General features: G+C 57.6%; 15 protein-coding genes. 5 read left to right on the forward strand and 10 right to left on the reverse strand.

Going from position 1 to position 16,518, the window contains the following annotated elements:
• Positions 1–9: 9 nt before the first annotated feature.
• Entirely contained in the window at positions 10–2,556 is a 2,547-nt protein-coding gene (locus M504_RS03055) for an ABC transporter permease (RefSeq protein ID WP_047487832.1), read from the reverse strand.
• 181 nt (positions 2,557–2,737) lie between these two features.
• On the opposite strand from M504_RS03055, the gene M504_RS03060 reads away from it, so the two are divergent.
• Positions 2,738–3,571: a phosphatase PAP2 family protein gene (locus tag M504_RS03060; protein ID WP_156993473.1), complete on the forward strand. Its 834-nt coding sequence runs from the start codon at positions 2,738–2,740 to the stop codon at positions 3,569–3,571.
• A 69-nt stretch (positions 3,572–3,640) separates the two neighbouring features.
• On the opposite strand, the gene M504_RS03065 is transcribed toward M504_RS03060, so the two are convergent.
• The 4 genes from M504_RS03065 to M504_RS03080 all read right to left on the reverse strand — a co-directional run bounded on the left by M504_RS03065 (position 3,641) and on the right by M504_RS03080 (position 5,608).
• Positions 3,641–3,946 carry an ATP synthase F0 subunit C gene (locus M504_RS03065; RefSeq protein WP_047487838.1) on the reverse strand — a complete coding sequence of 102 codons (306 nt, stop codon included), beginning with the start codon at positions 3,944–3,946 and terminating at the stop codon, positions 3,641–3,643.
• 193 nt (positions 3,947–4,139) lie between these two features.
• Positions 4,140–4,871, reverse strand: a complete 732-nt coding sequence (atpB, locus tag M504_RS03070; RefSeq protein ID WP_047487841.1) for a F0F1 ATP synthase subunit A — start codon at positions 4,869–4,871, stop codon at positions 4,140–4,142.
• A gap of 47 nt (positions 4,872–4,918) precedes the next feature.
• Positions 4,919–5,359 carry an ATP synthase subunit I gene (locus M504_RS03075; protein ID WP_232296136.1) on the reverse strand — a complete coding sequence of 147 codons (441 nt, stop codon included), beginning with the start codon at positions 5,357–5,359 and terminating at the stop codon, positions 4,919–4,921.
• Positions 5,360–5,608: an ATPase gene (locus M504_RS03080; RefSeq protein ID WP_047487844.1), complete on the reverse strand. Its 249-nt coding sequence runs from the start codon at positions 5,606–5,608 to the stop codon at positions 5,360–5,362. It lies immediately after the preceding gene.
• Between the two features lie 87 nt (positions 5,609–5,695).
• Between M504_RS03080 and M504_RS03085 the strand changes: the two genes are divergently transcribed.
• Together M504_RS03085 and M504_RS03090 are read left to right on the forward strand one after the other, a co-directional pair.
• Positions 5,696–5,899 (forward strand): hypothetical protein, encoded by a 204-nt coding sequence (locus tag M504_RS03085; RefSeq protein ID WP_156785042.1) that lies wholly within the window; start codon positions 5,696–5,698, stop codon positions 5,897–5,899.
• Between the two features lie 231 nt (positions 5,900–6,130).
• Positions 6,131–7,927, forward strand: coding sequence for an amino acid--tRNA ligase-related protein (locus M504_RS03090; protein WP_047493245.1), 1,797 nt, complete (start codon positions 6,131–6,133; stop codon positions 7,925–7,927).
• Positions 7,928–8,124: 197 nt separating this feature from the next.
• Here M504_RS03090 and M504_RS21690 read toward each other — a convergent pair whose 3' ends face one another.
• A complete protein-coding gene (locus M504_RS21690; RefSeq protein ID WP_084214046.1) occupies positions 8,125–8,433 on the reverse strand; it encodes a Rieske (2Fe-2S) protein in 309 nt (102 codons plus the stop codon).
• A 403-nt stretch (positions 8,434–8,836) separates the two neighbouring features.
• On the opposite strand from M504_RS21690, the gene M504_RS21050 reads away from it, so the two are divergent.
• Together M504_RS21050 and M504_RS03105 are read left to right on the forward strand one after the other, a co-directional pair.
• A complete protein-coding gene (locus M504_RS21050; protein ID WP_052200290.1) occupies positions 8,837–9,751 on the forward strand; it encodes a serine aminopeptidase domain-containing protein in 915 nt (304 codons plus the stop codon).
• 53 nt (positions 9,752–9,804) lie between these two features.
• Positions 9,805–10,227, forward strand: coding sequence for a DoxX family protein (locus M504_RS03105; RefSeq protein ID WP_047487853.1), 423 nt, complete (start codon positions 9,805–9,807; stop codon positions 10,225–10,227).
• Between the two features lie 306 nt (positions 10,228–10,533).
• Here the strand turns inward: M504_RS03105 and M504_RS03110 are convergent, their stop codons facing one another.
• The 4 genes from M504_RS03110 to M504_RS03125 all read right to left on the reverse strand — a co-directional run bounded on the left by M504_RS03110 (position 10,534) and on the right by M504_RS03125 (position 16,517).
• Positions 10,534–11,781, reverse strand: coding sequence for a DUF1501 domain-containing protein (locus tag M504_RS03110; protein WP_047487856.1), 1,248 nt, complete (start codon positions 11,779–11,781; stop codon positions 10,534–10,536).
• A 26-nt stretch (positions 11,782–11,807) separates the two neighbouring features.
• On the reverse strand, positions 11,808–14,015 hold the full coding sequence (locus M504_RS03115; RefSeq protein ID WP_052200292.1) for a DUF1800 domain-containing protein: 2,208 nt from the start codon (positions 14,013–14,015) through the stop codon (positions 11,808–11,810).
• 148 nt (positions 14,016–14,163) lie between these two features.
• On the reverse strand, positions 14,164–15,543 hold the full coding sequence (hpnE, locus tag M504_RS03120; protein WP_047487859.1) for a hydroxysqualene dehydroxylase HpnE: 1,380 nt from the start codon (positions 15,541–15,543) through the stop codon (positions 14,164–14,166).
• Positions 15,540–16,517, reverse strand: a complete 978-nt coding sequence (locus M504_RS03125; protein WP_047487864.1) for a phytoene/squalene synthase family protein — start codon at positions 16,515–16,517, stop codon at positions 15,540–15,542. Before M504_RS03125 ends, hpnE begins: the two co-directional genes overlap by 4 nt.
• Position 16,518: the final 1 nt, after the last annotated feature.

Consider the following 16,518-nt stretch of genomic DNA (forward strand, 5'->3'; position numbering starts at 1 on the left):
CCGACGAATCTACTCCATCCGAAGCGCCGTCATCGGTTCCACGCTTGCAGCCTTCGCCGCAGGCACCGCACTCGCCACCAACGCGCTCACAATCATCACGCCACACGCCGTCAACAGCGCCCACACGTTGATCCCCTTCACCTCATACAACTGCGACTGCAGAAAATGCCCCGCCAACAGCGCAAGCGGAATCCCCACAGCAACGCCAATCGCCGTCTGAATCGCCGCACCGCGCAGGATCAGCTGAACCACATTGCTGCGATCCGCACCCAGCGCCATCCGCACGCCAATCTCCGGAATCCTGCGCTCCACTCCGTACGCCGTCACGCCATACAGACCAATCGAAGCCAGTAACAGCGCCAGCGTGCCAAAGATCGTCGTCAACCGCACCACAAGCTTCTGCTGCGTGAAGTAATTGCTCACCTGATCGTCATAGGTCGTCAATCGAGTGATCGCAATATCCGGATTGATCTGGTTCACAATCCTTCGAATCGTCGCCGTCGCAATCGAAGGATCGCCGTCATAGCGAGCAATCAGGTTCGACGCAAAGTGCTTGTACTGCTCGCCTTTCGTCGCTCGCTCAATCTCCGCCGCAGGAGCATTAATACCGCTGTAGTCTGACGTCTGGCTCATCGGCGTGAAGAACATCGCGCGAGTCTCTCGTGAAGGATTCCCGTACTTCGAATCATCCACCACGCCCACAATCTGAAACTCGCCGGTCATTCTGCGGTCTTCACCAAACCGCTTGCCAATCGGATACGCGCCCTTCAGTATCTTCTTCACAAACTGCTGATTCACCACGGCCACATGCGTACTCGTCGCAGAATCATGTTCTGAAAAAGTCCTGCCCAGCATCAGCTTCTGACCCACTGAGTCAAAAAAGTGCGGACTCACTGACGAGTAACTCACATTCAACTTGTCATCTGGGTTGCCGCCTTCCACGGCCACATTCGTACCCCAATTGTTGAACGCCATCGGCCCGTAGGTCGCGTACGAAACATCGTGCAAACCGGGAAGCCCAGCAAACGCCTGATCAATCTGCCGATACAACCCATCAAGTTGTTCGTACTTGTATCCCGCTGCCGCCAGATCGATGAAGGCAATCACTCTGCCCTTGGTTTCAAAGCGGAAGTTCTGCGACTCCAGCTTGTTCAAACTCATGATCAGCAAACCGGCCGTGCTCAGCAACGCCACAGACAACGCCGCCTGCAGCACCACCAGCGTCTTCTGCAAGCCACCGCTGTGTCCCGTTGTTCGATTCGCACCACGCAACGCCTCAGCAGGATTTGTACGTGATGCAATCAGCGCGGGCGCAATCCCAAACAACACCCCCGTCAACGTCGACAGCACCAGCGCAAATCCCAACACCGGCAAAGAAGGCGAGGCACTCACCGGAACAATCTCAGCACCGCGCATAGCCAGTGCCAGAATGCCCTTCACTCCTACGTAGGCAACAACCAGCCCCAACGCACCGCCCGTCACCGCCAGCAGAACAGACTCCACCAGCATCTCGCGGATCAGCCGATTCCGGCTCGCTCCCAGCGCCGACCGCACACTCAACTCCTGCCTACGCGCCACACCGCGCACCAGCATCAGGTTCGCCAGGTTCGCGCACGCAATCAGCAGAACAAAGCCCGCAATCATCTGCAGCATCGTCAGGCTCTTCTCGTAGTCGCTGCGCAGATCGTTGACGCCACCGCTTGCCGGTGCCAGCTCCGTGGTCTGCTTACGAATCTGTTCCACCGTGTCGCGCGACTGCGGATCGCGATTCGCCAACAACCACTGCACCAGCGTCCCACGCATCGCATTCTGAATCTGCGGCACCTTCGCCGGATCAGGAACACGAACCAGCAGATCCATCCAATGCGAAGCAGGCTGCTTCGAAAGCGACCGAACCGAAAACACCGGTTCCTGCGCTACCGGGATCCATACGCCCACCGGGTCAGCGGAATTGCGGTCACCATAGAATCCATCCGCAGTAATGCCCACCACGGTAATCGCGTGTCCCGTCAGAATCAGCGTCTGCCCAACGATGCTCGGGTCGCCATGAAACTTCGTCTGCCATACGGGATAGCTCAGCACTGCAACCGGTGCCGCGCCTTCGTGATCATCATCAGGATGAATCAAGCGTCCAGCAAACGGATGCACCCGCAACACATCGAAATAATTCCCGGAGACCATGCGGACTTCTACCGGCTGCGTCGCCGTCTCATTCGCACGATGCGCCGATACCGTGGTCGATCCAGCCTGCACTGCCGCCATATCCTGCGCGCCCGGTACATGGTCACGGAAGGTGCGATACAGGTCGTAGGAGAAGATACGCCAGTCATCCTGCAGGCCGCCATCCACGCAGCACTCAATCTCCTTGCCCACCTTGTAAATCTGCTCCGGATGCTCGACAGGCATGGAACGAAGAATGACCTGGTAGATCAGCGTGAAGATGGCCGTCGTAGCGCCAATGCCCAATGCCAGCGTAAGCAAGGCCGTCGCTGCAAACCCCGGCGAACGCCGCAATCTCCTGATTCCATACCGCACGTCATCCGCAAAAGCAGCCATCCATCACTCTCCGTTCAAGTGTTAGCTACGCAAAAACACGTCAAAAGCGATGACGCCATTTCGCGCCACGTGTCCACTGAAATCACCACAGCAAAATTGAATTGGTTGGGTGCGCGTTTGTCCCCCAATCACATCCCAAACATTCAGCAAGGATTAAGGCCCAACTCAGCAATCTGGATGTGTGATTTCAAGAGCCCTCATTCCGTCTTCCCTCGTCCTGTTCACCGCGGCCTTAGGTGCGAACGCGCAGACTGGCCCGGCAATTCCGGATGCCCCCTCCTACTCCGCAGAGCAGTCGCAACAACAAGGACAAGCGCCCGAACATATCCCTCTCGAAGATCAGCCCCACCCTGAGGTCACCCTCCTCGGTCTTCCGAAAAGCATGGCCTCCGACGCGGTCCACATCTTCACTTCTCCTGCTTACATCCGCACCCGCGACCTGACGTGGCTACTCCCACTCGTGGGCGCCTCCGGTGCAGCCTTCGCAACGGACACGCACACCATGCGCGATGTCGTCAGTCGCAATCCCTCGTTCAATCAAACCACCGTCAACGTATCCGACGGCCTGCTCTACACCTCCATCGCCACGCCTGTTGGCATGTACGCATGGGGCAAGATCAAAGGCGACGAGCGCTCCCGTGAAACCGGCATCCTCGCCTCCCAGGCCTTGGCGGAAGCGTATGCCGTCGGCGAACTCGTGAAAGTCGTCACCTTCCGGGAACGTCCCAACATCGACAACGCAAGAGGCGATTTCTTCTCGGCCCCATCCAAACTGGATTCGTCCTTCATTTCGGGCCATAGCGTCATCGCGTGGTCATCCGCCGCAGTCATCGCAGGCGAATACCACAATCCCTGGGCGCAGCTCGGCATCTACACAGCAGCAACCGGCGTGAGCCTCACCCGCGTCCTCGGTCAGCAACACTTCCCTTCCGACGTCCTGATCGGCTCCAGCGTGGGCTGGCTGATCGGCCACTACGTCTATCGAGCCCACCACCATGTTCCCCGCAGGAAATAGCGCGTCTTCGAAAACAGAAAAGCCCTCGCCGAAGCGAGGGCTTTCTAAACCGCGATCGCGGCAGGCTGCTTACGCAACCTTGAGGAAGATGATCACGAACGTGAACAGAGCCAGCGATTCGATGAAGGCCAGGCCGAGGATGAGGAACGTGAAGATCGCCGGACGTGCGCCGGGGTTGCGAGCAACAGCCTCAGCAGCCGAAGCGGTCGCCTTGCCCTGTGCCAGGCCGCAAAGACCAGCAGCCAGAGCCATGCCGATACCGGCAGCGATGTAGAACAGTCCCTTAGCGGATGCATCAGCACCGGTCTGCGCGAACACCGGCGATGCGATCAGCAACGTAGCCAGCGTCATAAATACATACTTCATAACCTTCATGGTCGTACTCCAATATCTCCAAAGTGCCGAATGAGTTGGTGGTTGAGGTTCACCGTGCTGACCCCCTCACGCTTATTCGGATGAAACCCATCGATAGCGGAGACTGCTCCATCGACGTCAAACTTAGTCTTCTACCATTCGGTAGCTCAGGGCTTTAGCCCTGAGTGGTCCGCATGAGCGGACCAGCTCAATCCTAGTGCTCGTGGCTGACAGCCAGGCTCAGATAAATCGTCGACAGCAGCATGAACACATACGCCTGAATGATCGACACGCCAAGGTGAAGTCCCAGGAACACAAGCGGCACACCGATCGGCACCAGCGAGAAGAACGCCAGCGTCACCAGGTCACCCGCAAACATGTTCGCGTAAAGACGAACCGTCAGCGACAGAACACGTGCGCAGTGCGAAACGATTTCGATGATGAACATCAGCGGAGCCAGCCACCACACCGGTCCAAGGAACTGCTTGATGTAGCCAGCGCCGTTCGAGCGGATGCCATGGTAGTGGTAGTAGATGAACGTCACCAGCGCAATGCCAAGTGGCACCACCGGGTTCGACGTCGGCGACATCAGCCCCGGAATCAGTCCCAGCAGGTTCATCACCAGGATGAACAGCAGCAGCACCGACAGGTAGCCCACAAACTTTTCGTAGCCGTGGCCCACAATGCTCTCAGCCTGTCCGGAGACAAACTCGTGCACCATCTCAGCCGAGTGAGCAATGCCATTCGGCTTGTCCACGCTCAGGCTGGCCCGCACCGCCACAAAGTATGCAATCAGCAGCAGTCCAACGATGATCTCCATCGCAACTGCGTTTGAAATCGGGGCCTCGGGGAAGACCACCTTCACGTGCAAAGCACGCAGCAGCGCATCCACCGGACCGGCGAAATGCGCATTCAAAAATCGAGTGAAAACGAGCTGTTCCGGCATGATTCTTTCTTGTCGGCCTGAGCCTTTGAAAACTTTGTCTGATGCTCCTAAATCGTGCCGCTACGCAACAGCCGCAAGCCTTCGATCGTCAGTGCAATTACACCCATCGCAAGACCCGCCGCAAGTGCCAGCGCGGAGCCATTCAGATACTTAAGGCTAACATACAGAACGCCCACGACGACGAATAAACGGAGAAAGAACCCCACCAGCGCGAACCCAATCGAAGGCCTCCGCGCACCCACAATATGCTCGCCCGGCAGCGGCTCCATCTTCGCCGTCAACGCGGCCATCAAACGCCGCCACTCCCACAATCCGCTACCCGCAATCGCCGCACCAATCAGCAGCAAAAGCGCCGACCGCCAGCCGCCCTTAACCCACGCTGGAATCACGCACACGGCCGCCATCACGGCCACAATCTTCACTGCACGCGCAATCACTTCGCGCGCATCCGCGTCCGTAAAACCCGCGGGAATCTCTGTTGGTTCCACTTAATTGTTGTCCTTCATATACTTCTGCGCGGTCTGGAAGATCTTGATAAACCCGCCAACGGCGCCAATCACAATGCCGACAATGCCGCCGTAACGAGTGCCATAGTGATGGTCCACCAGCGACCCCAGCAGCCAACCCACCACGCACCCAATCGGCAGCGCCAGCGCCAGCTGAATCATCGTCTCGGCTTTCACCAGATCGCCCAGCGCGCCCTTCGGTTTACCCGGAATGTTGCCGTCTCCGCTCATCGCGACCTCCATTACATCACGCCGCCCCGCAACCCCGCATAGCGACACACGTTGCACCCAACCCCGTCCGCCGCTACGATGTTTCCCATGAGTACTGACACACCAAAACCAACCGCACCCCGCGCCACCGGCCTCGGCCCCAAGGCGCAGAAGCTGCAGGCCCTCCGCGAAAAGCTGGAAGCCCAGAAGAACGGCGGCGGCAAGCAGAACTTCAGCCACGGCAACGCTGGCGGCGGCAAGTCCGCATCCGCTGGCTTCAAAAAGACCAGCTTCCAGCGCAAAGCCACCTAGTGCTTCGCACCGCTCTCGACACGCTTCGCGTGTGTCCTTGCGGAAAGAAGATGGTCACAGACTGGTCATTCTGAGCAACGCGAAGAATCCCGACGCACTCGACATCCGCTCGAGTGCGTCGCGCTTTTTGAGCCACCGAGCCAACGAACTTCAAACGCGCAGCGTTTCAAGAACCGTACGAAGTACCAGCGAATTTATACTGAGCCTCGTAGAGAAAGAGGCTCACCGTTGTTGTTCGCATCCGACTTTGAAGAGCGCCTGTTCAAAGAGCGCCAGGAAAAACTCGACAAGATCGCCGAATTAGGCGCACAAGCAGGCTTGTCGCGGCTCGAAGCCACTTACCCCAACAGCTTCGCCTTCACCCACACCGCGCCACAGATCATCGGCACCTTCGCCGACACCACCGGCGAACTCCTCGAAGCCGACAAGCCCCACGTCGCCATCGCAGGCCGAGTGATGGCCCATCGCCGCCAGGGCAAGGCAGGCTTCGCGGTTCTGCAGAACAACGGCGCACGCATCCAGATCTACGTCCGCAAAGACGACGTTGGCGAACCCGCATTCGAGCTCTACAAACTCCTCGACCTCGGCGACCACATCGGCGTCACCGGCTTCCTCTTCCGCACACGCACCGGCGAACTCACCGTCCACGTTGAATCGCTCACCTTCCTCTCGAAGGCAATGGTCGCGCTCCCCGACAAGTTCCACGGCCTCACCGACATCGAACTGCGCTACCGCCAGCGCTACGTCGATCTCTTCATGGACACCGGCGAAGACGCCGCCGAACCGACCACCGAAGAATCCGTAACGGAGAACGAGAACCCCGAAGCAATCGCCGCAGCAACAGCACCGATGAAGCGCCTCCCCGCACGCGAAGTCTTCGTGAAGCGCGCACAGGTTCTCAAAGCACTGCGCAAGTTCTTCGACGACCGCGGCTACCTCGAAGTCGAAACGCCCATGATGCAGCCCGTCGCAGGCGGCGCAGCAGCACGCCCGTTCGTAACGCACCACAATACGCTCGACATGGAACTCTTCCTGCGCATCGCGCCGGAGCTGTACCTGAAGCGCCTGGTCGTCGGTGGCATGGATCGCGTCTACGAGATCAATCGCAACTTCCGCAACGAAGGCATCAGCACCCAGCACAACCCCGAATTCACCATGCTGGAGTTCTACCAGGCCTACGCCAACTACCACGACCTGATGAACCTCACGGAAGAGATCGTCACCTTCGTAGCCAACGAAGTGAACGGCACCACCGTAGTCGACTTCCCACTGCCAAAGGGCCCGCGCGCAGGCGAGATGGTCGAGATCGACTTGGGCAAGTGGACCCGCCTTTCCATGAAGGAAGCCATCATCAAGTTCTGGCCGGAATGGCTCACTCCAATCGAACTGTCCGATCTTGAGAGCAAAGAAGCGCTCACTCTGAAGCTGAAGAATGCACTCGCTGCAGGCTTCAACGTCGCTACGGAAAATTCATTCGACGACGGCCCCGGAGCAGAGATTTCGGCAGAGCAAATCGTCGTTGCTAAGGCTCTCAACGCCGTATTTCACGGCCTCAGCAATGCGCCTTTAGGCAAAGCAATCTCCGATGTCTTTGAGTCTGTCGCCGAACATCACCTCATCCAGCCAACGATCATCTACGACTTCCCACTAGCCGTCTCACCGCTAAGCAAGGTGAAACCAAACGAGCCAGACTGGACCGAGCGTTTCGAGTTCTACATCGGCGGCTTTGAAATCGGTAACGCCTTCTCCGAGTTGAACGACTCGGAAGACCAGCTACGCCGCTTCGAAGATCAGATGACCCAGAAGAACGCGGGCGACGAAGAAGCCAACGACATGGACGAGGACTACGTAAAAGCCCTCCGCTACGGCCTGCCTCCCACCGGCGGCGAAGGCATCGGCATCGACCGCCTCACCATGCTCCTAACCGGCTCGCGCTCCATCCGCGACGTCATCCTCTTCCCCCTCCTACGCCCCTCAAAGAAAGCGCAGGACAAGGAAGACACCAAACAAGCAGAAGAAACAAAGTAACGACAACCAAAAGCAAACGATAAGAAACGGCCTCGCAAGAGGCCGTTTCCTATTCCCACCAAATCACAGAGAATACAAACCCCATCAGTGAAGCTCGTACGCCCATCAGGTCGTCATCCTGAGCGAAACGAAGTGAAGCCGAAGGACCTGCATTCCTATCCCTCACTACGATGCCACTGGAAAGCAAGAAAGCGCCCTCAGGCCAAATCCACCAAAACATCTTCCCCGTCCACGCGAACAGGAAACACATCCACATGCCCCTTCTCTTCAGGGCAATTCCCCGTACTCACCTCAAAACCCCACGCATGCCAGGGACAAACCACGCGATCCCCTTCCACCCAGCCTTCTCCAAGAGGTCCGCGCCGATGCGGGCACCAGTTATCCATGGCATGCAGTTCCCCGCCGATATTCGCAAGACAAACATCCACACCCTGCGCCTCAAACTGCCCCACCGTACCCGGCTGCGGCACATCCCCCGCCGCACACAAACGAACCCACTGCGCCATCCAAAACTCCTCATTCCATCCTAGCGAAGCTCATACGCCCGTAAGGGCCGTCATCCTGAACGAAGCGAAGCGGAGCTGAAGGATCTGCTTTCCTCCGCACCCTCTACAACGCTTCAGGAAACCGCAACGGATCTGCAGCCACAACCTGTCAAGCCCTAAACCATCCAACTCCAACAAATCAAAAGAAATACACTTGGCATGGTATTTCCGTTGAACAACTAAAATAGAAACAGAGAGAAAAGGGCCGCGCTTTCGCGCGGCCCTAACTCCTTTAGAAAGACGATTTTGCCCCTAACCCCAATGGGCAGACGATTTTACAGCCACTGAAAACGTAAACCCAATAGAAAGACGATTTTACGAAAACAGGGGGGAGGGGGGTACCCACGCGATACCATGGGAAACGATGGCGAAGTCGAAGAAAAAGCAGCAGAACCCACCCAAAACCGTTCAGGTTATCGATCCGCGTTGGCTCCTCAAGATGCTCGGCCTCACCATTGGCGCGGCCTTCGTCTGCGCCTATCTGGCAATGGGAGCAATGATCTACATGGGTGCGTGGCAGCTTGTCCTTCATCCCACGCGCAAGCCGAATGTAGGCACAGGTTTGGCCTCCGAGAAGCTCCGCTTCGGCCCCGATACCAGCGGCCAGCCGCAGCTCTCCGGCGAATGGATCGCCGCTAACGACCAATCGCCACGCTCCTCCTACGCTGTCCTCTACCTCCGCGGAGCCGACGGCCAACTCGATGCCGGTGACGGCACGCAGATCGCCGCCCTACACGACGAGGGACTGAATGTCCTCGCCTTCGACTACCGCGGCTACGGCGAAAGCGCCCAGCGTCCGCATCCCAGCCAGGACCGCATGCTGGCCGACGCCGTCTCCGCCTGGGAATACCTCACCGGAACACGCCACATCCAACCAGACCACGTGCTGGTCTTCGGTAGCGGCATCGGCGTCTCCATCGGTACACAACTGCTCCAGAACTACGGTCCCGGCGCAGGCCTGATCGCCTACAACGCCGACCCATCCGTAGAGGCCCGCGTCCGCGCGGATGCCCGCGTACTGCTCTACCCGATGAGCGTGGTCTTCCACGACGGCTTCCCGCTCGACGGCCTGAAGCACCTCGCAGCCCCCAAGCTGCTGTACACCGTCGGTCCGCTGGACAAGGCTCGCACTGCCGTCTACCAGAGTGCCGCCGACCCCAAGCTGACCGTCGAGGTCCCCACTCACGACGCCGCCGTGGAGAAGGCCTCACTCGCCCGCTTCCTGGACAGCACCCTACCCGGTGGCCCCGTGCCGGTGTTGGCACCCACAACGAAATAGCTGCAAGAAACACAGCGAAAACACCTTAGCCTGATTTTGAGAGGTGTGTTTTCATGGGCCGATTCTTCGACCGTCTGCAACCCTTTGCCCTGCTCGTCCTGCGTCTAGTCCTTGGCGCGGCGCTCATCTCTGCAAGCTGGCATAAGGTCATTCCGCACGGCGGTCTGCACGGCAACAACCTCTTCTCCGCCATCGAGAAGTGGAACCACTACGTGATGACGCTGGGCATGCCCGCATGGCTCGGCACGGTCTCCGCATTGTCGGAGTTCCTGGGTGGCTTCTGCATCCTGTTGGGCCTGCTGACCCGCCTCTTCGGCGCGCTGACCACCATCACCCTTATCGTCGGCATCGCCAAGGTCACATACCCGGCATACGATGCCTCCAAGTACCCGCTCGCCGTCGGCGTCCTGGCACTCATCGCCACCGCCTTCGGTGCCGGCATGCTCTCCCTCGACCGCCGTCTAGGCCTCGAGTAGCACCCACTTGACAGCCTGGGCACGCTGACAACACCCACATCACGCACAACCCCATACCCCACATAGAAGTGAAGGCTCCCGATACTCTGGGAGCCTTACATAAAGGGTGGGAAGATTTGTTGCGGATAGGTGAAACCGGTGTCGTAGAGGGTGACCCCGGCTAACTACTGACTACATTCAATAAGACGCAGTTTTCGACTAAAGGTTGCGCGGTTGATATGAGGCTTTTACGGGAATCTAAGTGAATACATCGTGACATATCAGAACACGACATTTCCACGCACAAACGACCTCCGAAATCATCCCTCAAACGAACTGTAGATACCGATCTTCTCCCAGCTTGGCTCCCGGAAACACCTGTGAAAGATCACGCGTTCCCAGCGCGTGTTGCGTCGCTTCGGCCAATACCTGCCGGAAGTCCGTGGTGATCGCTAGATCACGCCCCTCGTTCAGCTGATGATCGTCCAGTCCCGGCCATTCGCCATAGACCTTGCCACCGCGAATCGTCCCACCAAGTACGAACATCACGTTGCCGTGTCCATGATCTGTTCCGCCGGTGCCGTTCTGGCGCGCGGTACGACCAAACTCACTCATCGTCACGAGCGTGATGTGTTCGGCATCCTGCCCCATGTCATTCCAGAAGCACGCAATCGCCTCACTGAACTCCCTTAGCCGATTAGCAAGCCTTCCCTGCACCGCACCCTGAGCCTGATGCGTGTCCCAGTCATTGATGTCCGCAAACGCAGCTTCCACTCCCAGGTTGGCCTTCATCAACTGCGCCACCTGCTTCAGGCTGTTGGCAAAGGCAGTGTTCGGATACACAACGCCATTCGCAGGCTGATAGTGCGCTGGATCAGTTCCCTTCAGCATCCGCACCGCCTCAAACGTCTCTTGCCCCTCACCACTCAGGATGCGGTCATGCGTTCCGGCATACATCTCCTGGAAGGCATTGGACACAGCAGCAGCCTGTGCTCCCTGACTGTTCCCCACCGAGAAGTTAGCCACGTTGGATACCGCCACCGCAGGTAGACGCCCCTGCAACGTACGAGGTACCTGCGACCCCAACGCCACGGCACGAAATGCTGTCGCCACCTTAGGGTCAATACGCTCCGCCTGCAACGCGCGATTCAACCATCCATCCTGCGTGCTCTTGATGCCCGGTGTGCCACTCTCCATGTAGTCCTGGGCATCGAAGTGTGACCGCGTTGTGTCGGGCGACCCGACGGCATGCACCACCGCCAGATGTCCCTTCTGATACAGCGGCAACAGTGGGGCCATGGCGGGGTGCAATCCAAACTGACCATCCAGATCCAGCACTTCATTGGCTTGAATCGCAATGTTCGGGCGCATGGCGTAGTAGTTCTTCTCGCGATACGGCACCACGATGTTGAGACCATCTGCAGCACCTCGCTGGAACAACACGACCAGTTTCTTGCCGCTGGCCTGTGCCGACGCTTGTTCCGCCATCACGGAACGCACAAGAAACTGAGATACTGTTGCAGTACCCACCAGTGCAATAGCGCCGTTTTTTACAAATGCTCTCCGTGAAAACATTGCGTTACCTCGCCTTCACATCCCTCTTACCGTCGCTGAAACTCCGGTGAACCTAGCAGCAGTCCTGCCATTGCCGCAGCCTGCTTATCTGCAGGTGGCGCTCCCATCTTCGCCGGTGTCGCACCAAGACCACGCTGCACAACTGCTTGTCCCTTTACTCCGCCTGCAGCCTTTGCGGGCTGCATACCATTGCGGCGAGCCATCATCATTTCGTCTAACTTATCCTGCTGCTGCGCGTCCTTCTCTGCCTGCGTTAACACCCGACCGTTGTTCGTTTGAGAGAACTGCTGCGAAGCCTGCGCCGCTACGTTGTCGTTCCCCTGAAAGATAACGGCAGAACGTGTTTGCGCACTCACCGGAACTTCAAACAACTTCGCTTCCAGCAACGATTCCTTACGCATTGTTTCCGGATCAGCTGGTGCAGAAGTCATCGCAACAGAGCGCATCGCCGTTGAATTTGAATCTGTGATCACTGGCATCCAATCGACACTCACGCCGCCAATGCGGTTCGTCGCCAGCGTGAGTGAGAAGTTCATGCGATTGATCAATGCCGAGGAACTCAACCACGTTTCTTCATCCCACTTGTAACCGGTGGGCGGCATGCAACCATACAAAGGCATCCCAAGCTGCTGTAGCGATTGAACCAACGGCAAGGGATTCGTCACCTCCGCACCGCTTGCGCGCAGAGCGCTAGTGACATACTCCAGCGGTGTCTTCAACTTTGCATTCACAGTGGCCGTGGTGAAGAACTCTGGTGAATGCATCATGGTTAACAACACTGCTTTGATATCGCCATTCGACTTCAGGAATGTCTGCGCCATGCGATCCACCATTGCTTTTGGTGGAGCATCACTCACAAACCGCTGAGCGATTTCTGTGCTGATAAAGTTCGCTGTCGCAGGGTTCGTGGCGAGCATGTGCAGCACTTCACGACCTTCATCTTCGCCGCCAAACTTGATCGTTTTGCCTAACACTGTTTTGTTGCCGGGCTCATGACGATTTGGATTGAAGGAATAATCGCCACCATCGTAAGGACGTTCCAGCGTCCAGCCGGTAAATACCTTTGCTACTTCCGTAACGTCCTTCTGCGTGTAACCGCCATTCACACCGAGTGTGTGCAGCTCCATGAGTTCACGCGCATAATTCTCGTTCAACCCGGAGTTCGCTTTGTTCTTAGGATTGCGACGTTCCCGCTGTGCCGCCAGTGAATTTGGACCAGTGCTGGTGGCGTTATCCAGATAGCGCAGCATGGCGGGGCTTTGAGCCGTTGCTACCAGAAGGTCCTCAAAACGACCCAACGCATGATCGCGAACAGTCTGTTCATACAGCGGGATAAGCGAAGGCTCCTGCCCATCCTTGCCACTAAAGATGTTGAAGTGATTCAGCCAGAAGTCAGTCATCACGGCTTCCACTTGGCGCTGCGAATAGATGTCGCGTAGAAGCCGCGCGCCCTGTGTTTCAGCATTGATCATGCGATTCGTGCCCGAGAGAGCCAGCAGTGTTTCCTTTTGCAGGGATGACATGCCATCGACCAGCTTCGCCTCTAGCGGACCGCGCGCTCCCTTGCGCAACGCAATCAGTTCCGCAGGTGGCATGTGCAGCAGCTGTGCGTATCGATCATTCGGGGGGAGGGTAAGAATCGCATCCATCTCCGGCTTTTCCATCGCCGGCGTCGTCTGCTCCAGATTGGCAACGGCCGCTTGAGCCTGCACTTGCGCTGCAGTTTGCGTCGTGGGCTTGTCTGTTGCACCGTTCATCATAGGAGCGGCCATGTTGTTCGTGGCAGCCTGCCCTTTGGCAGCTTTGTTGTCCTGCGCCATCTGGTAGAACTCCACCTGGTCGCTGACAATGGCGCGCAACTCTGGATCGGCAGGCAATCTTCCGCTGCGTGCCAATACTCGGATCGTCGCGGGCTCAGGATAGCGTTGCAGTCTTTCAGCCTGTGTCATGCGCAGCGCCGGATAGACATCCATGCGTGCTTCAAAGCTTGTGTCAGGAATGCTCTGTGGACTCAACTGCTGCTGAAACCATGTCTCAACGCCTACGCTGCGAATGGTCTGCAGATCGGATGCTGTGGGGCCAAAGGTGAAGCGCTGCAGCATCAACTCCGCACGTGCATTTCGATCCAACGGTCGCACCGGATCGACTCGCGGCGCCGCAGGCAAAGCCGGCGCCGCGAGGGTGATACAGAGAACCGCAGAAAGAGGAGCACGAAAAGCATTCGAGGCACGCATTGGGCAACAACCTCCGCACGCACGTGGGCTCGCGTACACCCCTACTGACACGCGTTTTCTTGAGATTGTTGCGCGGAAAGATGAAACTTTGTAAGGCGACCGCGCATCATTCGCTGGCAGCGTCGCTAAGACGCCCGGAACGTATGACTTAACGGCGAGCCGCGATCCACTGCATCAGACCGGATGCCGACGGCTCGTGGGTAAGGAAGCGCGCATTCTGACCGGCGGAAATGCTCAGCGCCTCTGCCGCCAGACGCCCGCTGCGTACCGCGCCTTCCATGGTGGAGGGCCACTCCGTAGCGGTCCAGTCGCCCGCAACGAACAGCCCTGGGAGCCCGGTCGCCTGCTTGGGACGATACGCATCAAGTCCTGGCGTGACGGAGAAAGTGGCTCGCGCTTCCTTCAGGATGCCGCTCTTCACCAACTTCGTTTCTTTCACTGCAGGAAAGAACATGGCAAGTTCGCGCAACGCGTTGGAGAAGATTGCCTCGCGTGTCTGATGAAGTTGCGCAAAGGATGCCGAGATCACCAGTTCACAATAGCTTCCGCGTGCCTCAGCCCAACTACGGATGCGCGACTTGTGAAACAGCCACTGGATGCCGGTATCCAATAACACGGCATGATCCAACTCCGTAATCTGACGATCGAACCAGAGATGAACCGTTGTTATCGGCGCGTTCTTGAAGTTCTGAAATGCGTAATTCGATTGCGGCAGTAGGCTTGCCGTCTGATGAAAGTTGGTTGCCAGAATCACGTCATGTGCAGCAAAGCCACCTTCGGAGGTGCTCACGTGCCACGCATCACCGTCACGTTGCAGCGCGGTCACTGATTGCGACAGCCGAAGCTCGGCACCCTGCCGCACACACTGCTCCGCCACGTAACCGTAGAACTGCGACAGGGGCAAAGTTGGGATTCCAAGACGTCCACCTTCTGCTGATTTCAAGAACGATTCGTGAAAGACCTGTCCGGCGTACTTCGTTGAACAGTTTTCAAAACTATCGTTCAATGCACCTACGATGACGGGTTCCCAAAGATGCTTAATCGCGCCCTCTGTTTGTCCGGTGCGCTTCAACCATGTAGCAAAGCTCTCATTATCGTTCTGTGGATAGCCACGCAGAAACTCCATCAATCCGCGCGCGACTGCAACCTTGTCCTTCATAGACAACATGGGCGCGCGAAGGAAATCAAACGAAGTATGAAATGGCGCAGGCATGCCGCCCGGCTTCAAACGTGTGCGCGGCGCATTCCCCGGCTGCAGGAAAGTAAGTTCGTCATACCAGCGGATGCGATCTGCAACACCTGATTTCGCGCACAGGTCGATCAGATTGGTACAGCATCCCAGCAGCACATGCTGGCAATCGATCTCTTCATGCAGAGCCGGATGCTCATAGGAATATGCACGGCCGCCGACAAAGGGCTTTCGCTCCAGGATGAGCACTGAAGCCCCTGCCGCAGACAATGAAGATGCTGCGGCAAGACCAGCTAATCCTGCACCAACAACCACAACATCAAACGACGGCACACTCACGCCGCTCCTCCACGAGCCAGCAGAGCGCGCACCATTCCGCCAGCCAACACACGCATCTTGCGTCCGCTGGAAACACTCACCCGTTGCCGCAATACGTCATAGTTGTGCGCGACGATTTCTTTCAACAGCAAGTGATAGATCGAGGTAAGAACTCGCATGGCAGGCCGGCTATCGCGATCAAGCAGCGGAATCAGGTTCTCTGTCGCTGCATAGTACTGCTCCGCACGCGTGCCCACTTCCGCGAGCAATGCACGCAACGCGGGACCCATCTCACCACTTGCAGATGCTGTCAGCACATCCTGCGGCGTCAATTTATGCTTTGCCAGCAAGTCTTCTGGAAGATACACGCGGCCACGTTCTGCATCCTCCTTCACGTCACGCAGGATATTCGTCAACTGAAACGCAAGGCCGATCTTTTCTGCATGATCCTCTGCGACATGATCGCGATAACCAAAGATGCGGATCGTCGTGAGCCCAACCACCGACGCGACCAGATAGCAGTAGCCTTCCAATGCCTGCATCGTCTCGTAAACGTCTACTGTGCGCCCATCCAATTGCAGACGAACAACACCTTCCGGTGCCTCTGCTTTTAAGTCCATCGTTGTGCCTGCGATCAACTGTTCCAACAGTCGGTCAGACACACCAAACCTCTGCTGCACATCCGCTACCGCAAGGAAGACGGCATGATCGCGCTTATCTTCGGGGAGGACCGGTGCTTCATCGTGAAACGACGCACTCCGAAATCCATTCCATGACGCAAGCCATGCGGCCATTTGGATGCGACGTGTTTCGAGCGAAAAACTTTCATCGTCGCTGATGTCATCGGCGCGGCGCATAAAGGCATAAACCGCACACATAGCCTCGCGTTTATGCTTTGGCAACGCAAGAAAGCCATAGTAGAAGTTCTTCGCTTCCCGCTTGGCTATTGCGCAGCACTCTGCGTACGCGGCTTCAAGTTGTACCGTGCGCTGCATT

This window comes from Terriglobus sp. TAA 43 (assembly GCF_000800015.1).
Lineage (GTDB): Bacteria > Acidobacteriota > Terriglobia > Terriglobales > Acidobacteriaceae > Terriglobus.